This is a genomic window from Pseudomonadota bacterium (assembly GCA_023229365.1).
Classification (GTDB): Bacteria; Myxococcota_A; Polyangia; order JAAYKL01; family JAAYKL01; genus JALNZK01.
The window spans coordinates 1-1,471 of sequence record JALNZK010000083.1; the positions used below are offsets into that span (position 1 = coordinate 1).

The window sequence follows — 1,471 nt, forward strand, 5'->3', positions numbered from 1 at the left end:
GGCGAGGAAGCGGGCGCGGGAGCCGAGCTCCGGATCGGCCGCGCTCAGCGCCGCGATCGCGTCGAAGCCCGCCCGCGCGTCCTCGATCCGATCCTCGACGAGCGCGCGCGCCGCCTCGCCGTCGAGCGCCGTCGCGAAGTACGGCTCGAGCTCCGCGACGTCGATCAGCTCCGGGGCCGGCGGCGCGGGGGCCGGAGCCTCCGTCGGCGCCTTGGCCGCTTCGTGCCGGGCGCTCCACGGGCCGCAACCCGCCGCCGCGAGCGCGACGACGAAGATGAAAAGGAAAATCTCACTCGTTCGAACGGGCATCCGCACCACGGTACCAGCCGCCGGCGGCACCGGCCACTTTTCTGTCCGTGCGACCCCGGCCTTGACACCGGCGGCAAAGTGTCTTTATCTTCGCGGAACTGTTTGAGTATTTCGAGTGCTCACGGTCTTTGCAAGGGCGCTTCGTCACAAACGGCGCGAAAGGAGCGACGGATGTTCAAGAAATTCGCAATCGGCCTCGCGGCGGCGGCGCTCGCGATCCTCGCGGCGGGCCCGGCGCACGCCGGCGACGGCTTCGTGGGCGTCGGCGCGCACTTCACGTGGGACAACTACAAGCAGCCGATCATGTCCACGAGCGGCGTGGACGCGGGCGACACCTCGACGCTCCTGTCGTCGACCTCGTACGGCAGCCCGAACTTCGGCGGCGCCCTCCACTGGGGCATCACCCGCAAGTTCATCCTGACCGCGACGCTCGACTTCGGCTTCTTCTCGCACCGGGTGTTCCCGTTCCCCGGCGTGAACGGCGACAACGTCCGCGCGAGCACGACGAACTTCTGGCAGGTCGGCGCGATGATCGGCGCCAAGTACCTGTTCCGCGATCCGGAGCCCGGCAAGGTGAGCCTCTACCTGAGCGGCGCGGTCGGCGCGTACTTCGCCGGCGCCTCGGTGAAGGGCGGCTCGAGCAAGTACCGCAACGCGCTGAAGAGCGACTTCTACGATCCGGAGTCCTGCGACATCGCGGCGAGCTGCACGGACGAAGCGGATCCGGTGAAGCTCGAGGGAGACGATCTCGACGACGCGTGGAAGGATTGGGCCGACGATTCCGACGAGTGGGAGACGTCGGTCGCGCAGGACAAGGCCGTGGATCGCGAGCTCGAGATGATAGGCGATCTCGCGTCGCCGTTCGTGTTCCAGATCGCGATAGGCGCCGAGTTCTTCGCCACGGACGTGTTCAGCATCGGCGCGGACATCCTCGGCCTCCGGTTCGCGTTCGCCAAGTCCGACGTGGGCGAGGCGAAGGATCTCGACTACAGCGCTACCGGCGCCGCGTGGAGCGGCGAGCAGCGGTACATCAATTTCTACATCTACTCGGCGCTCAACATGAGCTTCAACCTCACGGGCGGCGGGCAGGTCTCCAAGGAGCCCGAGGCCAAGCCGGGAGAGGGAGATCCGGGTTGGGGTGCGCCCGCCGGCGGAGGCGAAG

General features: G+C 68.1%; 2 protein-coding genes. One reads left to right on the plus strand and one right to left on the minus strand.

Annotation, left to right across the window (positions count from 1 at the left end; translation table 11 throughout):
- The coding region (locus tag M0R80_22860) for a hypothetical protein (protein ID MCK9462473.1) at window positions 1-309 on the minus strand (309 nt) is incomplete at its 3' end.
- A gap of 171 nt (window positions 310-480) precedes the next feature.
- Between M0R80_22860 and M0R80_22865 the strand changes: the two genes are divergently transcribed.
- The coding region (locus tag M0R80_22865; protein MCK9462474.1) for a hypothetical protein at window positions 481-1,471 on the plus strand (991 nt) is incomplete at its 3' end.